Annotated in this window: 22 protein-coding genes; 11 read left to right on the forward strand and 11 right to left on the reverse strand. The window is 70.9% G+C overall.

Features of this window, described 5'->3' with window-relative positions; translation table 11 throughout:
- Positions 1-16: 16 nt before the first annotated feature.
- The 3 genes from FHS39_RS08070 to FHS39_RS08080 all read right to left on the reverse strand — a co-directional run bounded on the left by FHS39_RS08070 (position 17) and on the right by FHS39_RS08080 (position 3,259).
- Positions 17-1,021, reverse strand: coding sequence for a ketoacyl-ACP synthase III (locus FHS39_RS08070; RefSeq protein WP_045932672.1), 1,005 nt, complete (start codon positions 1,019-1,021; stop codon positions 17-19).
- A 13-nt stretch (positions 1,022-1,034) separates the two neighbouring features.
- Positions 1,035-1,985 (reverse strand): acyltransferase domain-containing protein, encoded by a 951-nt coding sequence (locus FHS39_RS08075; RefSeq protein WP_184347747.1) that lies wholly within the window; start codon positions 1,983-1,985, stop codon positions 1,035-1,037.
- A 98-nt stretch (positions 1,986-2,083) separates the two neighbouring features.
- Positions 2,084-3,259, reverse strand: coding sequence for a helix-turn-helix domain-containing protein (locus tag FHS39_RS08080; protein WP_107072636.1), 1,176 nt, complete (start codon positions 3,257-3,259; stop codon positions 2,084-2,086).
- Positions 3,260-3,339: 80 nt separating this feature from the next.
- On the opposite strand from FHS39_RS08080, the gene FHS39_RS08085 reads away from it, so the two are divergent.
- A complete protein-coding gene (locus FHS39_RS08085; RefSeq protein ID WP_425507752.1) occupies positions 3,340-4,023 on the forward strand; it encodes a pirin family protein in 684 nt (227 codons plus the stop codon).
- A gap of 35 nt (positions 4,024-4,058) precedes the next feature.
- On the opposite strand, the gene FHS39_RS08090 is transcribed toward FHS39_RS08085, so the two are convergent.
- Positions 4,059-4,877: a serine hydrolase domain-containing protein gene (locus FHS39_RS08090; RefSeq protein ID WP_184347749.1), complete on the reverse strand. Its 819-nt coding sequence runs from the start codon at positions 4,875-4,877 to the stop codon at positions 4,059-4,061.
- Positions 4,878-4,991: 114 nt separating this feature from the next.
- Here FHS39_RS08090 and FHS39_RS08095 point away from each other — a divergent pair, with 114 nt between their 5' ends.
- Entirely contained in the window at positions 4,992-5,465 is a 474-nt protein-coding gene (locus tag FHS39_RS08095) for a MerR family transcriptional regulator (protein ID WP_078847712.1), read from the forward strand.
- A 7-nt stretch (positions 5,466-5,472) separates the two neighbouring features.
- Positions 5,473-6,501, forward strand: a complete 1,029-nt coding sequence (locus FHS39_RS08100) for an aldo/keto reductase (RefSeq protein ID WP_184347751.1) — start codon at positions 5,473-5,475, stop codon at positions 6,499-6,501.
- A 202-nt stretch (positions 6,502-6,703) separates the two neighbouring features.
- Here the strand turns inward: FHS39_RS08100 and FHS39_RS08105 are convergent, their stop codons facing one another.
- The 5 genes from FHS39_RS08105 to FHS39_RS08125 form a co-directional block, all read right to left on the reverse strand.
- Positions 6,704-7,378, reverse strand: coding sequence for a response regulator (locus FHS39_RS08105; protein WP_045932667.1), 675 nt, complete (start codon positions 7,376-7,378; stop codon positions 6,704-6,706).
- Entirely contained in the window at positions 7,375-8,685 is a 1,311-nt protein-coding gene (locus tag FHS39_RS08110; protein WP_184347753.1) for a sensor histidine kinase, read from the reverse strand. The genes FHS39_RS08105 and FHS39_RS08110 overlap by 4 nt, the downstream gene beginning before the upstream one ends.
- 137 nt (positions 8,686-8,822) lie before the next feature.
- Positions 8,823-9,683 carry a DUF4429 domain-containing protein gene (locus tag FHS39_RS08115; protein ID WP_184347755.1) on the reverse strand — a complete coding sequence of 287 codons (861 nt, stop codon included), beginning with the start codon at positions 9,681-9,683 and terminating at the stop codon, positions 8,823-8,825.
- Between the two features lie 56 nt (positions 9,684-9,739).
- A complete protein-coding gene (locus FHS39_RS08120) occupies positions 9,740-10,987 on the reverse strand; it encodes an alpha/beta hydrolase (RefSeq protein WP_343069435.1) in 1,248 nt (415 codons plus the stop codon).
- Between the two features lie 98 nt (positions 10,988-11,085).
- Complete coding sequence (locus tag FHS39_RS08125) at positions 11,086-11,748, reverse strand: TetR/AcrR family transcriptional regulator (RefSeq protein ID WP_184347757.1); 663 nt, start codon at positions 11,746-11,748, stop codon at positions 11,086-11,088.
- A 111-nt stretch (positions 11,749-11,859) separates the two neighbouring features.
- Here FHS39_RS08125 and FHS39_RS08130 point away from each other — a divergent pair, with 111 nt between their 5' ends.
- Together FHS39_RS08130 and FHS39_RS08135 are read left to right on the forward strand one after the other, a co-directional pair.
- Positions 11,860-13,452, forward strand: a complete 1,593-nt coding sequence (locus FHS39_RS08130) for an MFS transporter (RefSeq protein ID WP_184347759.1) — start codon at positions 11,860-11,862, stop codon at positions 13,450-13,452.
- A 125-nt stretch (positions 13,453-13,577) separates the two neighbouring features.
- A complete protein-coding gene (locus FHS39_RS08135; RefSeq protein WP_184347761.1) occupies positions 13,578-13,940 on the forward strand; it encodes a peptidase inhibitor family I36 protein in 363 nt (120 codons plus the stop codon).
- 180 nt (positions 13,941-14,120) lie between these two features.
- On the opposite strand, the gene aceE is transcribed toward FHS39_RS08135, so the two are convergent.
- Entirely contained in the window at positions 14,121-16,853 is a 2,733-nt protein-coding gene (gene aceE / locus FHS39_RS08140; protein WP_184347763.1) for a pyruvate dehydrogenase (acetyl-transferring), homodimeric type, read from the reverse strand.
- Between the two features lie 459 nt (positions 16,854-17,312).
- Between aceE and FHS39_RS08145 the strand changes: the two genes are divergently transcribed.
- The 6 genes from FHS39_RS08145 (at position 17,313) to FHS39_RS08170 (ending at position 21,810) form a co-directional block, all read left to right on the forward strand.
- The gene (locus FHS39_RS08145) at positions 17,313-17,753 is read left to right on the forward strand and encodes a DUF3052 family protein (protein WP_184347765.1); all 441 of its coding nucleotides are present in this window, start codon (positions 17,313-17,315) and stop codon (positions 17,751-17,753) included.
- Between the two features lie 180 nt (positions 17,754-17,933).
- A complete protein-coding gene (locus FHS39_RS08150; RefSeq protein WP_045932659.1) occupies positions 17,934-18,392 on the forward strand; it encodes a peroxiredoxin in 459 nt (152 codons plus the stop codon).
- Positions 18,393-18,527: 135 nt separating this feature from the next.
- A complete protein-coding gene (locus FHS39_RS08155) occupies positions 18,528-19,103 on the forward strand; it encodes a TerD family protein (RefSeq protein ID WP_045932658.1) in 576 nt (191 codons plus the stop codon).
- Between the two features lie 98 nt (positions 19,104-19,201).
- Positions 19,202-19,777 (forward strand): TerD family protein, encoded by a 576-nt coding sequence (locus FHS39_RS08160; protein ID WP_045932657.1) that lies wholly within the window; start codon positions 19,202-19,204, stop codon positions 19,775-19,777.
- Positions 19,778-19,825: 48 nt separating this feature from the next.
- A complete protein-coding gene (locus FHS39_RS08165; protein ID WP_184347766.1) occupies positions 19,826-20,962 on the forward strand; it encodes a DUF475 domain-containing protein in 1,137 nt (378 codons plus the stop codon).
- 101 nt (positions 20,963-21,063) lie between these two features.
- Positions 21,064-21,810 carry a TerD family protein gene (locus tag FHS39_RS08170; RefSeq protein WP_184347768.1) on the forward strand — a complete coding sequence of 249 codons (747 nt, stop codon included), beginning with the start codon at positions 21,064-21,066 and terminating at the stop codon, positions 21,808-21,810.
- A 25-nt stretch (positions 21,811-21,835) separates the two neighbouring features.
- Here the strand turns inward: FHS39_RS08170 and FHS39_RS08175 are convergent, their stop codons facing one another.
- Entirely contained in the window at positions 21,836-22,609 is a 774-nt protein-coding gene (locus FHS39_RS08175; RefSeq protein WP_184347776.1) for a TerD family protein, read from the reverse strand.
- Between the last annotated feature and the right edge of the window lie 68 nt (positions 22,610-22,677).

Below are 22,677 nucleotides of genomic sequence, written 5' to 3' on the forward strand. Positions count from 1 at the left end.
ATCCGGTGGATCTCGCCTAGGGGAGGGTAACGACCGTCGCGGCGTACACGAGACCCGCCCCGAACCCGATGAGGAGCGCGGTGTCCCCGCTCTTCGCCGCCCCGGTGGCCAGGAGCCGCTCCATGGCCAGCGGAATGGAGGCCGCGGAGGTGTTGCCCGTGGTCTCCACGTCACGGGCGACCGTGACGCTGTCGGGAAGCTTGAGAGTCTTCACCATCGAATCGATGATGCGCATGTTGGCCTGGTGCGGGATGAAGACGTCCAAGTCCTCCGGGCTGACGCCCGCCTCGTCCAGCGCCTGCTGGGCGATCTTCGCCATCTCGAAGACGGCCCAGCGGAAGACCGCCTGACCCTCCTGCGTGATGGCGGGGAACCGGACGTCGGTCTCCTCGCGGTAGACGTCCCAGGCCACGGTCTGCTTGATGGTCTCGGCCTTGTCGCCCTCCGAACCCCAGACCGTGGGGCCCATGGCCGGCTCCTTGGAGGGGCCGATGACCACGGCGCCCGCGCCGTCGCCGAACAGGAAGGCCGTGGCGCGGTCCTTCAGGTCGGTGAGGTCGGACAGCCGCTCCACGCCGATCACCAGGACGTACTCCGCGGAGCCCTCGGTCACCATGCCCTTGGCGAGGGCCAGGCCGTAGCCGAAGCCCGCGCACCCGGCGGAGATGTCGAAGGCGGCGGGGCGGCCCGCACCGATCTTGTGGGCGATCTCGGTGGCGATGGCCGGGGTCTGCTTGAAGTGCGACACCGTCGAGACGAGGACGGCGCCGATCTGCTCGGGCGCGATCCCGGCGTCGGCGATCGCCTTGCCCGCGGCCTCGATGGACATCGCGGCCACGGTCTCCTCCGGGCCGGCCCAGTGCCGGGTGGCGATGCCCGAGCGCGAGCGGATCCACTCGTCCGAGGAGTCGATGTGCTTGAGGATCTCCTCGTTCGGCACCACGCGGACGGGGCGGTAGCCGCCCACGCCCATGATGCGCGCGTACGGGGAACCCTTGCCGGGCTTGATCTTGCCAGTCATGCTCTCGGGCTCCTTATTCGGCCGGGGCGGCGTCGGCGGCGTGCTCGGCGATCAGCTCGCGGGCCGCGCCGAGGTCGTCCGGGCTCTTGAGCGCGAGGGTCTTCACGCCCGGCAGGGCGCGCTTGGCCAGGCCCACGAGGGTCCCGCCGGGGGCCACCTCGATCAGGGCGGTGACACCGAGCTCCTTGAAGGTCTCCATGCACAGGTCCCACCGGACCGGGTTGGCCACCTGGCCGACCAGCCGCCGGACGACCTCGTCGCCGTCCCCGACGACCTGACCGTCCTTGTTGGAGACATAACGCGTACGCGGCTGTGCGGCTTCCACCTCGGCGACCGCGGCCTCCAGCACCGAGACGGCCGGGGCCATGTGGTGCGTGTGGAAGGCGCCGGCCACCTTCAGCGCGACGACCTTCCGGGTGCCCTCCGGCTTGTCCTCGGCCAGGGCGGCGAGCTGCTCGGCGGTGCCGGCCGCCACGATCTGGCCCGCGCCGTTGACGTTCGCCGGGGTCAGGCCCAGCTTCTCGAGGTGCGGGAGGACGTTCTCCGGGTCGCCGCCGAGCAGCGCGGACATGCCGGTCTCGGTGACGGCCGCGGCCTCGGCCATGGCCAGGCCGCGCTTGCGGACGAGCTCCATGGCGGTGCGCTCGGAGAGCACACCGGTCAGCGCGGCGGCGGCGAGCTCGCCCACGCTGTGCCCGGCGGCGGCACCGACGAGCCGGGAGAAGTCATCGGCCGTGGGGAAGAGCTGTCCGGCCGACACCAGGGCGGACGCGACGAGCAGCGGCTGGGCCACGGCGGTGTCGCGGATTTCGTCGGCGTCGGCGTTCGTGCCGTAGTGGACGAGGTCCAAGTCGATGGCGTCCGACCACTCACGCAGGCGGTCGGTGACGCCAGGGAGGTCGAGCCAGGGGGTCAGGAAGCCGGGCGTCTGAGCGCCCTGGCCGGGAGCGACGAGTACGAGCACCCTCACACTCTCTCTCGTGGACGGCATCGCCCACCCGTGGGGACAGGGACGAAGAACCGTCAGGGGAATTGTGGACGTTCAACAAAAGACTACGGATGTCACTCCGTGTCGGCCAGCCGCCCGAGGATCAGTGCGATCCGCAGCGTAAAGGCGGAACGGACATCGGAGGGTGACCAGCCGGTGACGTCCGTCACACGTCGGAGCCGGTATCGCACGGTGTTGGGGTGGACGAACAACATCCTGGCCGCCCCCTCCAGACTGCTCGCCTGCTCCAGGTAGACACTCAGCGTCTCCAGCAGAGCCGAGCCCGCTTCCTCCAGCGGTCTGTAGATCTCCTCCACCAGCTGCTCGCGGGCAGCCGGATCCCCGGCCATCGCACGCTCGGGCAGCAGGTCGTCCGCCAGCACCGGCCGGGGGGCGTCCGGCCAGGCGGCGCACGCCTTGAGGCCCGCCGCCGCGGCCTGCGCGGAGCGGGTCGCGGCCAGCAGATCGGCCACCACCGGTCCGGCCACCACGGGCCCGGCCGCGAACGGGCCGATCAGCGCCTTGGCCGTCTGGAGCGGATTGTCGGAGCCGCCCGCGATCACCACCAGCCGGTCCCCGAGCACCCCCGTCAGCACCTGGACCTTCGCATGCCGCGCGGCCCGGCGGATGGCCTCCACCGTCAGCTCGCTGTCCCCGTTCGGGGCCGTGCCCAGCACCACCGACACGTTCGAGGGCGAGCTCCAGCCGAGCGCTGCCGCCCGCGACAGCGCGCCCTCGTCGGCCTCGCCCGACAGCACGGCGTTGACCACCAGCGACTCCAGCCGCGCGTCCCACGCGCCCCGCGCCTCGGCGGCCTGCGCGTACACCTGGGCCGTGGCGAAGGCGATCTCGCGGGCGTACACCAGCAGCGCCTCGCGCAGCGAGGACTCGTCACCGGGCGCGGCCACCTCGTCGATGGCCGACTCCATGACCTCGATCGTGGTGCGCACCAGCTCCACGGTCTGGCGCAGCGTGATCGCCCGGGTCAGCTCCCGGGGAGCGGTGCCGAAGACGTCCGTGCTGATGGCCTGCGGGGTCTCCGGATGCCGGAACCACTCGGTGAAGGCCGCGATGCCGGCCTGGGCCACCAGGCCGATCCAGGACCGGTTCTCCGGGGGCATCGCCCGGTACCACGGCAGCTGGGCGTCCATCCTGGCGATGGCGGCGGCGGCCAGCGTGCCGGACGACTTCTCCAGGTTGCGGAGAGTGGCGCTGTGGGGATGCGGGGTGTTAGCGGCTGGTTCAGGCACGGACACAAGCCTGCCTTATCCCGCGGCGCTACGGAGCCGCCGGGCCCCTGCGAGCGGCCCGGCGGAGCTACCGTGGCCGGGTGACGTACGTGCGGCAGACCATCCAGCGGGCCGGCGAGCGCTTCCGCGGCGGGGAGCCGGCGGCAGGCATCGTGACCTGGCACGCCTTCTCCTTCTCCGGCTTCTACGACCCCGACAACGTGCGCTTCGGACCGCTCGCTGCCTGCAACGAGGAGCGCCTCGCGGGCGGCGCGGGCTTCGCCGAGCATCCGCACCGGGACGTGGAGATCGTCACATGGGTGGTGGAGGGCGAGCTCACCCACGAGGACTCGGCCGGGCACCGGGAGGTCGTCCGGCCCGGTGACGTGCAGCGGCTGAGCGCGGGCGAGGGCGTGCAGCACACGGAGCGCAACGCCGGGGCCACTCCGTTGCGGTTCGTGCAGATGTGGCTGACGCCGTCGGAATTCGGGGGCGAGCCCTCGTACGAGGTGGTGCGGGGCATCGCCGACGGCACGCCGTACGCGCTGGCGCGGGCGGAGGCGGTGCTGCACGTGCGGCGGCTGCGCAGCGGCGACTGCACGGCGCTGCCGGACGCGCCGTGGATGTACGTGCACGTGGTGCGGGGTGCGGTGCGGCTGGGCGGGGAGGTGCTGCGGGAGGGCGATGCGGCGCGGGTCCTCGATGCGGAGGGCGTCACCGCCGAGGCGATCGGGGCCGCGGAGCTCCTGGCGTGGGAGATGCACGCGGAGCCGCACTTCGGGTAGCCCGCCCGATCACGCTCGGGCGGGCGGGTGGACGATCAGGCCGGGCGCAGCTCGGCGAGGACCGCGTCCGTCAGGGGCGGCCAGGCCGCGACCGCCCACGGGCCGAAGGCCCGGTCCGCGAGGGCGACGCACGCCGCACCCGCCTCGGGGTCGACCCAGAGGAACGTGCCCGACTGCCCGAAGTGCCCGTAGGTGCGCGGCGAGGACGTCGACCCCGTCCAGTGCGGGGACTTGCCGTCGCGGATCTCGAAGCCCAGGCCCCAGTCGTTGGGGCGCTGGTGTCCGTAGCCGGGCAGGACGCCCGTCACGCCGGGGAACGCCACCGACGCCGCCTCGTCCAGCGTCTGCCGCGACAGCAGCCGCGGCGCCTGCAGCTCGGCCGCGAAGCGGGCCAGGTCGTCCACGGTGGAGACGCCGTCCTTCGCGGGCGAGCCGGGAAGGTCCGTCGAGGCCATGCCCAGCGGTTCGAGGACCGCCTGCCGCAGGTACTCGGCGAAGGGGATGTCCGTCGCCTTGGCGATGTGGTCGCCGAGCGCCTCGAAGCCCGCGTTGGAGTACAGCCGCCGCGTCCCCGGCTCCGCCATCGCACGGTGCTCGTCGAAGGCCAGCCCGGAGGTGTGCGCGAGCAGGTGCCGGACGGTCGAACCGGCGGGCCCGGCGGGCTCGTCCAGCTCGATCGCGCCCTCCTCGACGGCGATCAACGCGGCGTACGCGGCCAGCGGCTTGGTGACGGACGCCAGGGGGAAGCGATGCCCCGTGGGCCCGTACGATCCCGCGCACCGGCCGTCGGCACGTACGACGGCCGCGGCGGCGGTCTCCACCGGCCAGTTCTCGATCAAGCGCAGGCTCTCCATGACCAGGAGCCTAACCCGGCCGGAATTTCCTCCGGATGTCGCTTGCCTGGAGTGCACTCCAACTCTCTAGCGTGGGGTCATCGCGCGATGCGAGAGGTCGTGAGGGGGACGGAAATGACCGTGACGGAGACCGCGCCGGCGCCAGTGCCGGTGCGCCCGTGTTTCGAGCTCGAACGGCAGCGCCACCGCAGGCCGCGGCCGGGGGGCCGGGACCGCTACACGATCAGCGAAGTGGCCGAGTACGCCGGGCTGTCGGCGCACACGCTGCGCTGGTACGAGCGGATCGGGCTGATGCCGCACGTCGACCGCTCCCACACCGGGCAGCGCCGCTACACCGAGCGCGACCTGGACTGGCTGGACCTGGTGGGCAAGCTGCGGCTGACCGGGATGCCGGTGGCCGACATGGTGCGCTACGCCGAGCTGGTGCGCCAGGGCGCGAGCACCGTCGCCGAACGCGAACAGCTCTTCCTCGCCCACCGCGAGGACGTGCGCAGGCGGATCGAGGAGCTGCGCGGCACCCTCGACGTGCTCGACTACAAGATCGAAATCTATGCCGACGCCCGGCGTCGGGCGTCCGAAGGGGCATGAGCCACACATGAGCAACGACAAGATCGCGAACGTCGCCCTCGGCAACGGCGGCCCCCTGGTGGGCGTGCAGGGGCTCGGCTGCATGGGCATGAGCTTCGCCTACGGCCCGACCACGGACGAGGGCGAGGCCCGCGCGACGCTGGAGCGCGCCCTCGAACTGGGCGTCACCCTCTACGACACCGCCGACATGTACGGCCTCGGGGAGAACGAGAAGTTCATCTCGCCGTTCATCCGGGCCAACCGGGAAAACGTCGTCCTGGCGACCAAGTTCGCCATCGCCCCCGACCCCGAGGACCCGACGAACACGAGCAAGCGCACCATCCGCAACGACCGCGCGTACATCCGGCAGGCCGTCGAAGGCAGCCTGAAGCGGCTGGGCGTCGACGAGATCGACCTGTACTACATGCACCGGCGCAACCCCGAGGTGCCGCTGGAGGAGTCGGTCGGCACGATGGCCGAGCTGGTGGCGGAGGGCAAGGTCAAGCACCTGGGCCTCAGCGAGGTGACCGGCAGCGAGCTGCGCGAGGCGCACGCGATCCACCCGATCGCCGCCGTGCAGTCGGAGTGGTCGCTGTTCAGCCGCGACATAGAGAAGAGCGTGGTGCCCACGGCCAAGGAGCTGGGCGTCGCCCTGGTGCCGTACTCGCCGCTCGGCCGCGGCTTCCTGACGGGCGCGTTCGTCAACGCGGACAAGGAGCTGTCGAGCGACGACTGGCGGCGCACCCAGCCCCGCTTCACCGGCGACAACGCCGAGGCGAACGCGGCGCTGCTGGAGCCGCTGCGCACCATCGCCGAGGCGCGGGGCCTGACGCCGGCCCAGGTCGCCCTGGCGTGGGTTCAGCAGCGGGCGCAGGTGCACGGCCTGACGGTCGTTCCGATCCCGGGCACGCGGCGGCGGTCCCGCCTGGAGGAGAACCTGGGCGCCACGCGCGTCGAGCTCGGGGCGGAGGAGCTCGCCGCCCTGGAGCCGATCGCGGGCAAGGTGTCCGGCGGCCGCTACGCGGACATGTCCTTCACCTCGGCCGACCGCGAGTAGCGCGCCCCGGGGGCTAGGGCGTGTCCGGTGGGTCAGTGCGGGTCCCGCGGCGTCTGGCGCTGGGGGCACCTCCCAGCGGTAGCTGGGGGAGCATCGCAAGGCGGAGCATGACCCGCGTACTGGGCGTACTCGGGTCGTGCGACAACGCAGCGAGGTGCCGTGCCAGGGGTCGCGGGGCCTGTGCTGACCCATCGGACACGCCCTAGGCCTCCCCGGGGGTCACCAGCCCCGACTCGTAGGCGAAGACGACGGCCTGCGCCCTGTCGCGCAGGCTCAACTTCGCCAGGACCCGGCCGACATGGGTCTTCACCGTCTGCTCGGCCAGGACCAGCTTCGCGGCGATCTCCTGGTTGGACAGCCCCCGGGCGATCAGCTCCAGGACCTCCGTCTCCCGCGGGGTGAGCCCGTTCAGGCGGACGCTGCGCTGCCGGCGCGGCGCGGGCCGTCCCGCGAAGTCGGCGATGAGGCGGCGGGTGACGGAGGGGGCCAGCAGCGCCTCGCCCGCCGCCACCACCCGCACCGCGGAGATGAGGTCGGCGGGCGGCGCGTCCTTGAGGAGGAAGCCGGACGCGCCCGCACGCAGCGCCTCGTAGACGTAGTCGTCGACGTCGAACGTGGTCAGCATCAGCACCTTCGGGCGGTGCACCACCCCGGGCGGAGGTTCGAGGAGCCGGCGGGCGGCCTCCAGGCCGTCCATCTCCGGCATCCGCACGTCCATCAGCACCACGTCCGGATGGACGGTCCGGCTCAGCTCCACGCCCTGCCGCCCGTCCGGCGCGTCGCCGACGACGTCGATGTCGGGCTGGGCGGCCAGCAGCGCGGCGAAGCCCGCCCGCACCATGGCCTGGTCGTCGACGATGATCACCTTGATGGTCATGCGGGGAAGGATTCCTCTTCTGCTTCTGCCGTGGGTTCCGCCCCGGCCTCGTCCGACAGGGGGAGCCGGGCCGCGACCAGGAAGCCGCCGTCCGGCAGCGGGCCGGTGTCGAGGGTGCCGCCCACCAGCCGGACGCGCTCGCGCATGCCCACCAGGCCGTGGCCCGTGCCGCCGGTCTCCACCGGGCGGGCGGGGGCGCCCGCCCCGGCCGCGTTGACCACCAGCACCGTCAGGTGCGCGCCCGCCTCGTCGGCCGACACCGACACCCGGGTCGGTGCGCCCGGCGCATGCCGTACGACATTGGCCAGGGCCTCCTGCACGATGCGGTACGCCGAGAGGTCCACGGCCTGCGGGACGGACGGCACCTCGGGCATCGTCAGCTCCACCGGCAGCCCGGCGCGCACGGTCGCCTCGACGAGCTGGCCGATGCGGGCCACGCCGGGCTGCGGCGTCCGCTCCGAGCCGCCCGGTCCCGAGCCGTCCTCGCTGCGCAGCACGCCCAGCAGCCGCCGCATTTCGGTCAGTGACTCGCGGGCCGCGGCGGCGATCGCGGCGAACTCCTCGCGGGCCGCGTCCGGCAGGTCCGTGATGCGGTAGGGGGCGCTGTCGGCCTGCACGGTGATGACGGACATGTGGTGGGCGACGACGTCGTGCAGCTCCCGGGCGATGCGGGTGCGCTCCTCCAGCAGGGTGCGCCGGGCCCGCTCGGCCTCGCTGATGGTCTCCTGCTTCGCCAGGGCCCGCCGGGCGTCGCCGCGCTCGCGCAGGGCGCCGCCCACGAGCAACAGCACACCGCCGAGCAGGAACAGCGCGAGCCAGGAGCCGTTGGTGCGGGCCGGCGCGGCGCCCTGGAAGACGACACCCACGACGCCGGTCAGCATCCAGACCGTCACCAGCGTGCCGCGGCGCTCGCGCAGGCCGACCGCGAGCAACAGCAGCAGCATGCCGATGACCCCCATCGGCGTCCACGGCCACACCCGCCCCTCCCGCGCCTCCACGGTCAACAGGGCCAGCGCGCCGACGACATGGGCGGTGAAGGCGATCTCCCAGGCGAGCAGCGGCCGTTTCACGGCGATCAGCAGCGGCACGGTCTGGGCGACGGCGAGCAGCGCCGCGAGGGCCGGGTTGAGCCCGTAGTCGTTGCCCAGCCCCATCGCGGTGACGGGCAGCAGGATGGCGACGAACAGCGCGGCGACGGCATACGGCAGCCGGCGCACCAGGGGGCGGCGGGAGTGCCCGAGCAGGGGGGCGGGCGGTCCGGCCGGGGTGAGGACGCCGCGGACGCGGACGAGCAAGGGGTGGGACATGGCCCGGCCAGCCTAGAACGCCGGACCGCCGCGGGGCCTCCCACCAGCGGGCGATCGCCGGCGGGCGGGGTCATACCCCGGTATCGGCACCCGGGGGTACCGGGGTACCGGGTGCCGCCACGCTGTGGTCAATACGCCTAGAGCTCGGCCAGCAGCTGGGCCTTCTTCGTGCTGAACTCGGCGTCGGTCAGCAGCCCCGCCTCGTGCAGCTCGCCCAGGTGCCGGATGCGCTCGGCGATCCCGCCCGGGTCGGGGCGGGCGGCGGGCACGGCGCCCTGTGGGACGGCGGGAGCCTTGGCCCGTACCGCGGCGAGGACCGCCGCCGCGAAGGGCAGCGATTCGTGGACGAGCCCGTAGCCCCTGCCGAAGACCACGGCCGCCGGGTCCTGGTCGGCCTGGTCCGGCTGCGGGCCGTCCGGGGCGCGCAGGACGAGCCGCAGGTGCCCGCCGGGGGTGTCGGGGGAGCGCCACTCCACGCCGGTGATCTCGGAGACCTCGAAGCGCCGGTCGCCGGCCTTCCACTTGGCGGAGGAGGCGCCGGTCCAGAACCAGCGGAAGGAGACGGCGGTGCCGTCGAAAGACGCCTTGCCGTCGTAGGCCTTGAAGGACAGCGGCGGCTCGGGCGCCGCCACCAGATGCCGCTCGGCGGGTTCGGCCGCGTACGGGCCGAGGCGGCCGCGTATCTCCTCGGCGTAGTACTCGGCGAGCAGCTCGCGCTCGGCGGGCAGCACCAGCCGGTAGGGGTCGCAGCCCTCCTTGAGCTGGCCGTCGGCGACGTCGGCCAGTGGATCCGCGCCCGGTCTGGGCACGGCGCGCAGCACTACCGTCCCGTGCTTCCCCGGGGCCTGTTCGACGGCCGCGAGCGCCTCGTAGGGGACGCGCCGCTCGCCGAGCACCTGGAGCAGTTTCGGTGTGCGGATCCCCCGTTCGAAGCGGATGAGCACGGAGTCGGTGTCGAACTCCCAGACGGTGTGGAAACCGGCCAGCACATCACCCATGCCGCTCATCGTATGCGGCGGCCGCCCGCCCGTCCCCCCTCCGGCCGCTACGCGCGTCAAACGAGCGGGGCGTCCGGGGCCCGGTCCAGGTCGTCCCTGCAGCCACTGCCGTCACCGGCGCATCGAACGGAGGCGGGGGTTCCCACTCCGATACCGGCGAAGTTGGCGAGGCTGGTGGTGCCGGGCTGGAAGTAGCCCGCGTGCCCGTCGGCCCCGGCGGCGGACAGCACCCGCGCCCCGAAGCCCGAGGAGACCGGGTCGGCGCCGTGCCCGAGCCCGCCGACCTCCAGGTGCGGCACGCCCTGGATCCAGTCGCCCGGATCGCGCATGGCCCATATCCGGGCGCTGGTGTGCAGGTCGGACGCGTGTTCGGCGCGCATGCCGGGGCTGCCCGCCACCGCGACGTCGGTGACCCGCCCCGGCAGGTCGCGCGCGGCGACGCCGCACACCACCGAGCCGTAGCTGTGGCAGAACAGCGAGACCTGTGAGGTGCCGGGCAGCGCCCGCACCAGCGCGCGCAGCCGCAGCGCGCCCTCGGCGGCCAGCTTGCCGGTGGCCGCGTCCATGCCGACGCCCGCCGGCGAGGTGTAGTCGGCCCAGGCGATGACGGCCGTCTTCGTGGCGGGGCTCGCGCTGCGCTCGGCGGCGTAGAGGGAGCGGGCCATGCCGACGGGGGCGCTGTAGGCGCGCTGCGTCTTCTCGAAGGTCAGGACGTTGGTGTCCACGCCGGGTACGACGACAGAGACCCGCTGGGCCCGGTCGAGGTCACCGATGGCCTCCGCGACCCGGCCCGACCCACTGGGGTCGAAGGCGAGGATCTGCCGCCCGTCGGAGAGCAGCGACTCGAAGCGGTGCATCCGGCGGCTCGCCTCGGAGCGCCCGGCCGGGGTCAGCCCGGAGTCGTGGGTGCGGCGCCGCTCGGTGCGCCGGGCCGCCTCCAGGGCGTCGTGGTTGGCGCGGTAGCGCAGCTCGACGGGGACGCCGCCGAGGTTGCCGACGACGAGCGGATAGCGCTCGGCCAGCCGGTCGCGCTCGGCGGGGGAGAGCGAGCCGAAGAAGCGCGCTATGACGCCGGGTTCCGAGGTCGGCGCGGGGAGCGCCCGGCCGCCTATGGAGCCGTGCAGCCAGGCCGAGACCGAGGCTGCCCTTGGGTCGGTGTTCCCCTTGTGGCCTCTGACCGCGGTCCAGCCGGTCGTCGCGAGCATGACGAAGACCACGGCCAGCGCGAGCAGCGCGCGCCAGGCCGTGGTGGCGTTCGTCCAGGGAATGGGGGAGGGAGCACCGAGCTCCGGAAAGGAAGTCACCGCGGACCACAGTAGGAGAAACTCGGTTGCGCCCGCGAAGTCAGTGGCCTATCTCACGTTTGAATCATCGGTAATTGGGCGTACTCGGACGGCTACGGTCATGTCCGCCAGTTTTCCGCCAAGGCCGGTCCGATCTGGTCCAAATACTCCGCGATCGTCCTCTTGAGCTCGTTCACATCGCCCTTCGTGGTGCCGCTCAGCAGCCTGCCCGTGACGCGCATCACCCCGCCGAACGCCGAGACCAGGATGCGCGGCCGGGGGTCGGTGGCGTCCAGCCCCTCCCGGCGGGCGATCTCCCGGGTGAGCTCCTCCTCCAGCTGCACCTGGCGCCGCAGGTGCTCGGCGAGCAGCTGCGGGTTCGCCTCGATCATCCGGTAGGTGCGGATGTGGAGTTCGAGCGGGACGACCGACTGGATGGCCTCCTCGATGGTGTCCCAGGAGGCGAGCACCGCGGCGCGCAGCGCGGTCAGCGGCGACTCCGCGGCCGGGCGGGCCCGGACCGCGGCGAGGAAGTGCGACTCCGCCATGGACTGGACGGACAGGGCCGCCTCCTCCTTGCTGGCGAAGTAGCGGAAGAAGGTGCGCTGCGAGACGTCCGCCAGCGCGGCGATCTCGTCGATCGTCGTGCCCTCGTACCCCTGCCGGTCGAAGAGCTCCAGGGCCGACCTGGCGAGGGTGTCCCGGGTTCGCCGCTTCTTGCGCTCGCGCAGCCCGGCCGGGGGTGCCGCCGCTTGCCCCGCTGCACTCCCCGTCGCCCGCATTCTTCCTCTTCTCCCTGTGTTTGTGCTGGTCAGGATAGCTGTGGCGAATCTGACAGAGACCAGCTCATGCGATTGATAGTCAAGTGTCAGCCACCGCCATAATCTCGGGGTATGACGCCACAGACCACCGTCGTCGACGCCACACCGCTCCTCGATCCCCGGAACGGGTTACGCGGCCATCCCTGGCTGACCCTGATCTCCGTCGCGATCGGCGTGATGATGGTCGCGCTCGACGGCACGATCGTCGCCATCGCCAACCCCGCCATCCAGAAGGATCTCGACGCCTCGCTCGCCGACGTCCAGTGGATCACCAACGCCTATCTCCTCGCCCTGGCCGTCGCCCTGATCACCGCGGGCAAGCTCGGTGACCGCTTCGGGCATCGCCTCATCTTCCTTATCGGTACCACCGGTTTCGCCGCTTCCTCCGGACTCATCGCCCTGTCGGGCAGCGTGTCGATGGTCGTCGCCTTCCGGGTGCTGCAGGGCCTGTGCGGCGCGCTGCTGATGCCCGCCGCGCTCGGACTGCTGCGCGCCACCTTCCCGGCCGAGAAGCTCAACATGGCCATCGGCCTGTGGGGCATGGTCATCGGCGCCTCCACGGCCGGCGGCCCGATCCTCGGCGGCGTCCTCGTCGAGCACGTCAACTGGCAGTCGGTCTTCTTCATCAACGTCCCGGTGGGCGTCCTCGCCCTCGTCCTCGGCGCGGTCATCCTCAAGGACCACCGGACCCCGGACGCGCCCCGCTCCTTCGACGTCCCCGGCATCGCCCTGCTGTCCGCCGCGATGTTCTGCCTCATCTGGGCGCTGATCAAGGCGCGCGACTGGTCCTGGGGCGATTCCCGGACGCTGCTCTTCCTGGGCGCCGCGGTGCTGGCGTTCGTCCTCTTCGCCGTGTGGGAGACCAGGAGCCGCGAGCCGCTGCTGCCGCTGGGCCTCTTCCGGTCGCTGGCGCTGTCCGCCGGCACGGTGCTGATGCTGCTGATGGCCTTCGCCTTCATCGGCGGCCTGTTCTTCGTCACCTTCTACCTGCAGAACGTGCACGGGATGTCGCCCGTCGACAGCGGCCTGCACCTGCTGCCGCTCACCGGCATGATGATCGTCGCCGCCCCGGTCGCCGGGGCCGTCATCACCCGCGTCGGGCCCCGCATCCCGCTGGTCGCCGGCATGCTCAGCACCGCCGTCGCCTGCTTCGGCATGGCCTACCTCAAGGCCGACACCGGCACCGGCCTGATGTCGCTGTGGTTCGCACTGCTCGGCATCGGCCTGTCGCCCGTCATGGTCGGTGCCACCGAGGTCATCGTCGGCAATGCGCCATTGCAGCACGCGGGGGTGGCCGGGGGGCTGCAACAAGCCGCCATGCAGGTCGGCGGCTCGCTGGGCACCGCGGTGCTCGGCGCGGTCGTGGCCGCCCGGGTCGACCACCTGCTGCCGGGCAACTGGGCCGATGCGGGGCTGCAGAAGGGCACGCCCGAGCAGATGGCCAAGGCGTCCGAGGCCGTACAGGTCGGTGTCGCGCCGGTGCCGCCCGGGGCGAAGCCGGAGATCGCCGGGCGCATCTCCGCCGTCGCGCATGACACTTTCGTGTCAGGGATGAACCTCGGATTCACCGTCGCGGGAGTCGTCGCCCTGCTCGCGGCCGTGGTGGCGCTGTTCACCAAGCGCGGCGCCAACGCGGAAGCGGGTGCCGGGGCGGCGCACATCTGACGTGGCCGAAGAGGGCCGGGAGCCTTCCCCTATCAGGGCAGTTGGCTCCCGGCCCCCTTGGCAGCGGTGATCACCGTCGGAAGACTTCCTCGCGTCGATCCGGTCGGACACGGGGAGTGATTCTCATGCGTGTGGTTTTTGCGGGGGCGCTGGCTGCGGTGCTCGTCTGCGGCGTGGCACCTGCCGCGCAGGCCCAGCCCACCAAGCGGCTCGGTGACTGTGCCGCCGGGCAGCTGTGCCTCTGGCCCAAAACGGAGTTCCGCGGGGCGCGGCAGACGAGCGAGCTCGCGGGCATCGACATCGAGAGCTGTATGACGCTGCCCGCCGGTACGAGCGCGGCGTCCCTGGCGAACCGGACGGGCCGGCCCGTCACCACGTACCAGAGCGCGACGTGCGCGGAGACGGGCGAGTTCGCGACCTACCCGTCGGGATCCTGGGCGCCCGAATCCCCGTACACGGTACGGGCGTACAAGGTCTGGGAGCAGTGAGGGCGGGACGCCGTCCGCGGGCCGCGTCGAGCCGATCCTCCCCCGGCTGCCGCCGGGGGATCCCCCAGCCCTGTGGAGCGATTGCCCACAGTCCTCGGGCGTAGAACGGCCTGTGCCCCCGGCCGGTGGGAACCGGTCGGGGGCACAGGCGTATTGACGGCTGACCGTCAGTGCGAACGACTACGCGTCGCCGCCCGCGGCGCCCGGGTCGGCCGCCGCCACGTCCAGGAGCTGGTAGCGGTCGATGGCCTGCTTGAGGGCCGACCGGTCCACCTTGCCCTCCTTGGCGAGCTCGGTGAGCACACCCAGGACGATCGACTGCGCGTCGATGTGGAAGAAGCGACGGGCCGCGCCACGCGTGTCCGCGAAGCCGAAGCCGTCCGCACCCAGGGACTGGTACGTGCCGGGCACCCAGCGCGAGATCTGGTCCGGAACCGCGCGCATCCAGTCGGACACGGCGACCTTCGGGCCCTCGGCGCCGGTGAGCTTCTTCGTCACGTACGGGACGCGCTGCTCCTCCTCCGGGTGGAGCAGGTTGTGCTCCTCCACCGCGATGGCGTCGCGGCGCAGCTCGTTCCAGGAGGTCGCCGACCAGACGTCCGCCTTGACGTTCCACTCCTCGGCGAGGATGCGCTGGGCCTCGATCGCCCACGGCACGGCCACACCGGAGGCGAGGATCTGCGCCGGGATGGCGCCCGCCTCGCCCGCCTTGAAGCGGTACAGACCCTTGAGGATGCCCTCGGCGTCCACGTTCTCCGGCTCGGCCGGGTGCTGGATCGGCTCGTTGTAGACGGTGAGGTAGTAGAAGATGTCCTCTGCGTTCTCGCCGTACATCCGGCGCAGACCGTCCTGGACGATGTGCGCGATCTCGAAGCCGAACGCCGGGTCGTACGCGACGACGGCCGGGTTGGTCGAGGCCAGCAGGTGCGAGTGGCCGTCGGCGTGCTGCAGACCCTCACCGGTCAGGGTGGTGCGACCGGCGGTGGCGCCGAGGACGAAGCCCCGGGCCAGCTGGTCGGCCATCTGCCAGAACTGGTCACCCGTGCGCTGGAACCCGAACATCGAGTAGAAGACGTAGATCGGGATCAGCGGCTCGCCGTGCGTGGCGTAGGCGGAGCCGGCGGCGATCAGCGAGGCGGTGCAGCCCGCCTCGGAGATGCCGTCGTGCAGCATCTGACCGGTCGGGGACTCCTTGTACGCGAGCAGCAGCTCGCGGTCCACGGCCTCGTACTGCTGGCCCAGCGGGTTGTAGATCTTCGCCGACGGGAAGAGCGAGTCCATGCCGAAGGTGCGGTACTCGTCGGGGGCGATCGGCACGAAGCGCTTGCCGATCTCCTTGTCCCGCATGAGGTCCTTGAGCAGGCGGACGAAGGCCATGGTGGTGGCGATCGACTGCTGGCCGGAGCCCTTCTTGACCGGGGCGTAGACCTTCTCGTCCGGAAGGTTCAGCGCCTTGGCGCGCACGACGCGGGTCGGCACGTAGCCGCCCAGCGACTTGCGCCGGTCGTGCATGTACTGGATCTCCTCCGAGTCGGGACCCGGGTGGTAGTACGGCGGCAGGCCGGACTCCAGCTCCTTGTCGGCGATCGGGATGTGCAGCCGGTCGCGGAAGCGCTTGAGGTCGTCGACCGTCAGCTTCTTCATCTGGTGGGTCGCGTTGCGGCCCTCGAAGTTCGGGCCGAGCGTCCAGCCCTTGACCGTCTGCGCGAGGATCACGGTCGGCTGGCCCTTGTGGGCCTTGGCCGCCGCGTACGCCGCGAAGATCTTCTTGTGGTCGTGACCGCCGCGGCCCAGGTGCAGGATCTGGTCGTCGGTCATGCCCTCGACCATCTTCCGCAGACGCTGGTCGTCGCCGAAGAAGTGCTCGCGGATGTACGCACCGGTCTCGGTGGCGTACGTCTGGAACTGGCCGTCCGGGGTGCTGTTCAGCTTGTTGACCAGGATGCCGTCCCGGTCCTGGGCCAGCAGCGGGTCCCAGGAGCGGTCCCACACCAGCTTGATCACGTTCCAGCCGGCGCCGCGGAACTGCGACTCCAGCTCCTGCATGATCTTGCCGTTGCCGCGCACCGGGCCGTCGAGGCGCTGCAGGTTGCAGTTGACGACGAAGGTCAGGTTGTCCAGACCCTCGCGGGCGGCCAGGGACAGCTGGCCGAGCGACTCCGGCTCGTCCATCTCGCCGTCGCCCAGGAACGCCCAGACGTGGGACTTGGAGGTGTCGGCGATGCCGCGCGCCTCCATGTAGCGGTTCATCCGGGCCTGGTAGATCGCGCCGAGCGGGCCGAGGCCCATCGAGACGGTCGGGAACTCCCAGAAGTCCGGCATCAGCCGCGGGTGCGGGTAGCTGGACAGGCCGTAGGGGGCCTTCGACTTCTCCTGGCGGAAGGCGTCCAGCTGCTGCTCGGAGAGTCGGTCCAGCAGGAACGCGCGGGCGTAGACGCCCGGCGAGGCGTGGCCCTGGAAGAAGATCTGGTCGCCGCCGTCGCCCTCGTCCTTGCCGCGGAAGAAGTGGTTGAAGCCCACGTCGTACAGCGAGGCGGAGGAGGCGAAGGTGGCGATGTGGCCGCCGACGCCGATGCCCGGGCGCTGCGCCCGGGAGACCATCACGGCCGCGTTCCACCGGGTCGCGTTGAGGATCTTGCGCTCGATCTCCTCGTTGCCGGGGAAGAACGGCTCGTCCTTGGTCGCGATGGTGTTGACGTAGTCCGTGCTGCGCATCTCGGGCACGGCGACGCGCTTCTCGCGAGCCCGCTCGATCAGGCGAAGCATGAGGTAGCGGGCACGTTCCCGGCCTCGCTCATCGACGGCTGCGTCGAGCGAGTCGAGCCACTCCTGGGTCTCTTCGGGATCGAAGTCCGGGACCTGGCTGGGAAGGCCGCCAATGATGATCGGGTTGCGATCGGATCCGGAAGCCACGCTGTTCCTTCGCTGTTCGGGTCGTGCACTGCACGCGGTCAAATACTGTTCTGCTGTAAGTCGCGCCGGCTCCCATCGTGGACCGCGGCGGCGGAAACGTCATCTCTACTGGGCGGTAACCACCGCTAGTGAGACGAAGCGTCGTTCTTTGGTCGCCCGGGGCGGCCAAATCGCAACCTTACGCCCCCTATGCGGGACGCTTGCGTACGGCCGTTCGGACTCGATTGCCGTAATCGCACGGAGTAACTTCACAAACCCGGAGGAATGCTGTGGCGGTAATCACTCGCCACTGCTGCCTCATGGTTGGAGTTGCCATGAGACCGCCGCATCCGTCACCGTTTCGACGGTCTCGACGGCCGGGTACTTGCGCGATCCGTCCGGCACGTGTGGACTACGCCCAATGCTTCGCGTACGCGAGGAGCACAAGACAATTTCTCGAAAGATGACAGGAGGCAATCCGTGAGCGCGACCGCGGACCACGCGGAGGAGCGGACCACCCTTGCCGCGAGGCTGGGTTTCCAGCCCGGACAGGTGGTCCAGGAGCTCGGTTACGACGAGGACACCGAGCAGGATCTCCGTGAGGCCATCGAGGAACACACCGGCACGGAGCTCGTCGACGAGGAGTACGACGACGTCGCCGATGCCGTCCTGCTGTGGTTCCGCGACGAGGACGGCGACCTCACAGACGCGCTGGTGGATGCCATCGGCCTGCTCGAAGAGGCCGGCATGATCTGCCTGCTCACCCCGAAGACGGGCCGTGACGGCTACATCGAGCCGAGCGACATCAGCGAGGCCGCGCGCACCGCCGGCCTGTCCCAGACCAAGAGCATCAGCGTGGGCAAGGACTGGAACGGCAGCCGCCTGGCCACGCCGAAGGCCGCCAAGACCGGTCGCCGCTAGCCGGCGCCGCGGCGCCGCCGCCGAAAACCACCTCCGCGCCCCCCGGCAGTCCCGACTGCCGGGGGGCGCGGTGCGTCACGCCGGGGGCGCAGTGACACACTGGCCGCTCAACCGCCGGCGCGCGGCCGCGGCCAGCCGCCCCGCCACCCGGCGACCGTCGAGAGTGAGGGATGCGACCCCATGGCGATTGAGGCCGGCACCAAGGCCCCCGACTTCGAGCTGCGGACCCAGCACGGCGAGACCGTCCGGCTCTCCGACTTCCGCGGCGAGAAGAACGTCGTGCTGCTCTTCTACCCCTTCGCCTTCACCGGCGTGTGCACCGGCGAGCTGTGCGCCCTGCGCGACGAGCTGCCGAAGTTCGCCAACGACGACGTCCAGCTGCTCGCCGTGTCCAACGACTCCCCGTTCAGCCTGCGCGTCTTCGCCGAGCAGGAGGGCCTGGAGTACCCGCTGCTGTCCGACTTCTGGCCGCACGGCGAGACCAGCCGCGCCTACGGCGTCTTCGACGAGGAGAAGGGCTGCGCCGTGCGCGGCACCTTCATCATCGACAAGGAGGGCGTCGTCCGCTGGACGGTCGTCAACGGGCTGCCCGACGCGCGTGACCTGAACGAGTACATCAAGGCGCTCGCCGCCCTCTGAGGGCTTGTGGCGCAAGAGCCTGTAATCGGTGGGAACCGGTCACTAGGATCCGTACGTTGATCGGATGCCATCGCACAACCGGGGGCGCGGGACGGCCATGATCCGTCCGGGCCCCTCGAAACCAATGGAGGACTCGTGGGAGTCAGTCTCAGCAAGGGCGGCAACGTCTCGCTGACCAAGGCGGCCCCGAACCTGACCGCGGTCGTCGTCGGTCTGGGCTGGGACGCCCGTACCACCACCGGTACGGACTTCGACCTGGACGCCAGCGCCCTGCTGACGAACGACCAGGGGAAGGTCGCCAACGACCAGAACTTCGTCTTCTTCAACAACCTCAAGAGCCCCGACGGCTCCGTCGAGCACCAGGGTGACAACCTCACCGGTGAGGGCGAGGGCGACGACGAGGTCATCAAGGTCAACCTGGCAGGCGTCCCGGCCGACGTGCAGAAGATCGTGTTCCCGGTCTCCATCTACGAGGCCGAGACCCGCCAGCAGAGCTTCGGCCAGGTGCGCAACGCCTACATCCGCGTCGTGAACCAGGCCGACAACTCCGAGCTGGCCCGCTACGACCTGAGCGAGGACGCCTCGACCGAGACCGCCATGGTCTTCGGCGAGCTCTACCGCAACGGCGCCGAGTGGAAGTTCCGGGCCATCGGCCAGGGCTACGCCTCGGGCCTGCGCGGCATCGCGCAGGACTTCGGCGTCAACGTCTGACGTCCCGCACCGACGTGTCCGGCGCCGCACCCCCGAACGGGAGTGCGGCGCCGCTCGTGCACGTCGGCCGTTTCTCGAATCGGGGAGGAAGCAAGATCATGGGCGTAACGCTCGCCAAGGGAGGCAATGTCTCCCTCTCCAAGGCCGCACCCAACCTCACCAACGTCACCGTCGGCCTCGGCTGGGATGCACGCTCCACCACGGGAGCGCCCTTCGACCTCGACGCCAGCGCGCTGCTGTGCGCCTCGGGCCGGGTGCTGGGCGACGAGTACTTCGTCTTCTACAACAACCTCAAGAGTCCCGAGGGCTCCGTCGAACACACCGGCGACAACCTCACCGGTGAGGGCGAGGGCGACGACGAGTCGATCCTCGTGGACCTCACCAAGGTGCCCGCGGCCTGCGACAAGATCGTCTTCCCCGTCTCCATCCACGAGGCCGACCTGCGCGGCCAGAGCTTCGGCCAGGTCAGCAACGCCTACATCCGGGTGGTCAACCAGGCCGACGGCAGCGAGCTGGCCCGCTACGACCTGAGCGAGGACGCCGCCGGGGAGACCGCGATGATCTTCGGTGAGGTCTATCGCTACAACGGCGAATGGAAGTTCCGGGCGGTCGGACAGGGGTACGCGTCGGGTCTGCGCGGGATCGCCCTAGACTTCGGGGTCAACGTTTCGTAAAGCCGCGTCCGCGCGGAGAGACCTGTACAGCGAAGGATTGGGTAGCCAGTGCTCCTGAAAACCTTTGGCTGGTCGTTCGCCATCACGGCGGCCGGACTGGCCTTGGCCGGCATTCTCTGGGGGTGGCAGGGCCTGGCGATCGTCGCGATCCTCTCGGTCCTGGAGATTTCGCTCTCGTTCGACAATGCGGTGATCAACGCCGGGATCCTCCGGAAGCTGAATCCGTTCTGGCAGAAGATGTTCCTCACCGTGGGCATCCTCATCGCCGTGTTCGGCATGCGGCTGGTCTTCCCGGTCGTCATCGTCGCCATCACGGCGAAGCTGGGCCCGATCGAGGCCGTCAAGGTCGCCATCCAGGACCACGATCGCTACGAGCAGCTGGTCACCAGCGCGCATCCGGCCATCGCCGCCTTCGGCGGAATGTTCCTGCTGATGATCTTCCTGGACTTCATCTTCGAGGACCGGGACATCAAGTGGCTCGCGTGGCTGGAGAAGCCGCTGGCCCGGCTGGGCAAGCTGGACACCCTCTCCACCGTCGTCTCGCTGGTCGTGCTGCTCATCGCGGCGACCACGGTCGCCACGTCCGTCCCGGTGCACGGTGGCTCCGGCACGGTCGACAAGTCCGCGACCGTGCTGCTGGCCGGCATCGGCGGCCTGGTGACGTATCTGATCGTCGGCGGCATCTCCGGCTTCTTCGAGGACCGCCTGGAGGACGAGGAGGACGAGGAGTCCGAGGAAGCGGCGCCGGCCGCCAAGGGCGGCGCCTCGCTCGTCGGGCTGGCGGGCAAGGCCGCGTTCTTCATGTTCCTCTACCTGGAGGTCATCGACGCGTCCTTCTCCTTCGACGGTGTCATCGGCGCCTTCGCCATCACCAACGACATCTTCATGATGGCGCTGGGTCTGGGCATCGGCGCCATGTACATCCGTTCGCTGACGGTCTTCCTGGTCCGCAAGGGCACCCTCGACGACTACGTCTATCTGGAGCACGGTGCGCACTACGCCATCGGTGCCCTCGCCGTCATCCTGCTGATCACCATCAAGCACGAGATCAACGAGGTCGTCACCGGTCTGGTCGGCGTCGTCCTGATCGGTCTGTCCTTCCTCTCCTCGGTGGTGCGCAACCGCCGGGAGACGGAGCCGGGGGACGGCTCCGAGGCGAAGGCCGAGGTCTCGTCCGGGGTGTGACTCCGGCACATTTGAGGAACGCTCTGAGCGGGGCGGTCGCGAGGATCAACCTCACGGCCGCCCCGCGGCCGTAGCAGGGCTCATGCTGGGAGTAGGGGGCAATGGGAATCAGGGACAGGTTCTTCGGCAACTGGGGGACTGCTGCCGCACGGCAATTCGATGCCGTCGGCACCAGCGGCGCGGTCGAGCTGACCAAGCGCCGCCCGACGTTCTCGCTGACCAAGCAGGGTGCCGTCAGCGGCAATCTGCGGGTCAATCTGTCCTGGCGGATGCGCACCTCGGACTTCGACGAGCGGCGGGGAAGCTTCGGCACCGGGATGCGGCATCCGCTGCGCAAGTTCACCCCAGAGCTCGTCCAGGCCCAGGGTCCCGCGATGGTCAACGTGGACCTCGACCTCGCCTGTATGTATGAGCTGCAGGATGGCACCAAGGGCGTAGTGCAGCCCCTCGGGAACATCCTGGGCAGCATCAACTCGCCGCCGTATATCCAGCTGAGCGGTGACGACCGCTTCGGCTCGGGGTCGGGCGAGACGATCTACATCAACATGGACCACCGCGACGACTTCAAGCGCGTGCTGGTCTTCGTCTACATCTACGACGGGACCCCCGCCTTCGACCGTACACACGCGATGGTGACGCTCTACCCGGGCAACGGCCCGGCGCTGGAGATCCCCCTCCACGAGCGGGCGCCGGAAGCGCGGTCGTGCGCGGTGGTGATGATCGAGAACGTCAAGGGCGAGATCGTCGTGCGGCGCGAGATGCGCTACGTGTACGGCTTCCAGGCGGAGCTCGACCGGTTGTACGGGTGGGGGCTGCAGTGGGGCAGGGGATACAAGTCGAAGGTGTAGCCGACGGCCCGCCCCGTCGCGGGCCCTAGCGGTTCGGCTGGAACTGCGGCCCCTGCGGCGGCAGCCGGAAGCCCGGGTCCGGCACCGGACGCGGCTGCGGATAGCCGTAGGACGGCTGCGGGCGCTGCGGGTATCCGTACGCCGGCTGCGACGGCTGCGCCGGGATCACGGGCGGCGCGGCGGGCGGCGGCGGATATCCCACCGCGCCGGCGGGCGGTTGCGCGGGCTCCTGGGCGGGCTCCGCGGGCGCCTCGCCCTCCGGCTCCTCCACCGTGATCCCGAACTCGGTGGCCAGCCCCACCAGCCCCGAGGCGTAGCCCTGGCCGAGCGCGCGGAACTTCCACCCCTCGCCGCGCCGGTACAGCTCGCCGCAGAGCATCGCGGTCTCGTCGCCCGTCTCCGCCCGTACGTCGAAGCGCGCGACGGCCGCGGAGTCCCGCCCGGCGTCGTAGAGCAGCACGCACAAGTCCCTGACCTGACCGAACGCCCCGCCGTCCGCCGAGGCGGCCAGCACCACGCGCGTCACGGAGGCGTCCAGCGTGGACAGGTCGGCCTCGATCGAGTCCGTCATGCCCTCGATCTGCCGCTTCTTGGGCAGGTGCCGGACCAGGCCGGAGGGGTGCCGGGGCTGGTTGTAGAAGACGAAGTCCTCGTCCGTGCGCACGCGGCCGCTCTCGCCCAGCAGCAGGGCGGAGACGTCCACGTCCGGAACGCCCGGGCCGGGGGTCCAGCGCAGGACGGCCCGTACGCTGTGGGCCTCCAGCGGGATGTTCGACCCCTTCATCATGGCGTGCGTCATGTCCGCAATCCTGCCTTCCTCCCCGGGTCGCGGACAACGCAGGGGTTGCCGCCGGGCTGTCGTGCGCG

This window comes from Streptomyces olivoverticillatus, assembly GCF_014203555.1.
GTDB classification, from domain to species: Bacteria; Actinomycetota; Actinomycetes; order Streptomycetales; family Streptomycetaceae; genus Streptomyces; species Streptomyces olivoverticillatus.